The sequence below is a fragment of the Pedobacter sp. 01T416_2 genome (assembly GCF_056398925.1).
Genome location: NZ_JBFTQI010001095.1, coordinates 1 through 1,411 on the forward strand (window position 1 = coordinate 1; position 1,411 = coordinate 1,411).

The 1,411-nt window shown below is 34.4% G+C and carries 1 protein-coding gene and 1 pseudogene; both read right to left on the reverse strand.

Going from position 1 to position 1,411, the window contains the following annotated elements:
* Window positions 1–477: REP-associated tyrosine transposase (locus AC1DPQ_RS27665; protein WP_477611555.1), on the reverse strand; the 477-nt coding region annotated here is incomplete at its 3' end.
* Window positions 478–600: 123 nt separating this feature from the next.
* Window positions 601–1,411: pseudogene (locus tag AC1DPQ_RS27670) on the reverse strand (hypothetical protein); the annotation flags it as partial.

Below are 1,411 nucleotides of genomic sequence, written 5' to 3' on the forward strand. Positions count from 1 at the left end.
GCTGTATCTATAATTTTCGGGATACTCACTCAAATTCCAATGAGATTGCAACGGGTTCTGATGAATATATTCCAATTTAATTTCCAGAAGTTCCTTACTACCTATCCAGACATCATCAAATCTATCTTCCCAAACTTTAAATGCTTGTTTATCACTTTCAATCCTTATCAAATTTAGCATTGAATTCTTGCTAGATTCCAGGTATTTTCGAATCYCAAAAGCGCAAAATTTTTTCAAATCACGCATACTATCCGATAATTTATTTTCATCGTTGAAATAGAATAAGACATGAAAGTGATTAGGCATGATTACATAACCAAGAATTGAAATCTTATATTTTAAAGCAATGAAATTTAAACTATTGACAATTATTAATTTACATGAGTCACTTTCGAGAAGTTTTAAATGTTTATAACAACTGGTAGTCACGAAAAAACATTTTTTCTCCAGAAATAAACTTCTGTTTCTTAATCCCATATAATCTTTTTCGTGGTGTCAGGTGTTACCACCTGACATTTTCAAATTAATTGAATACTGTGGTTTACTCAATTTCAAAACAATCTAATCAGTCAGATGGTAACATCTGACTGCACTCCAAACTTAAAGTTCTCCGTTCCTTTTTCTTAAAAACCACTCTACTCCCAGCAAAATCAAAATTAAGCCGAATAGCCATTTCATACTGATCAGTTCGTCGTATTTACGGTCTTCATAGCTGATGGTTTTAATATTCTCATTTTTAGCTATCTCATCAGCTATTTTGAGTAGGTTTTCTGGCATAAACAATTTACCATTGCTTTGTTTGGATATCGTATTTAACAGCTGATGATTGGCTGTTGTTTGCTGAAATTCTGCAATCAACGCATTTACATAGAAACTACCTGTAGCCGTGAATTTCTTTCCACCCAGTTCGGTATTGGCGAGATAAGAATAATTCCCTGCAGGCATGGTTCCTGCATCTAGCTGATAAGCATTTTCGGTTTTAGAAAAAATATAATTAAACACCTTGCCCGCTTCGTTTTTAACCTGAAGATTAACTTCCGACTCATTTACAGGCTGATAGCTATCGTTATAAAGGGTACCGTTAAACTGGATGGTTTCATTTTCATCATAAGCAGACTTTGAAGTAAACACCTTAAACCTTCTCTTATCATCTTTAACAGATAGGTATTGAACCGTTTTTGAAATCAGATCATTTAAAACCAATTGATTGCTTTCATTTTCAGCTTCTGAAAGTTTCCATCTCCAAAGCCCCTCTCCCATCAAATAACCTATCTTTAAGCCATTTTCATTGGCAAAGAACAACAATGGCTGTTGTGTGCTTACTTTGCCGATACGCTGATTAAAAACGGGTATTGCGCCTGCATTTACGGTTAACCTTCCGAACGGACTTAACAAAGGATCGAAAGATGAA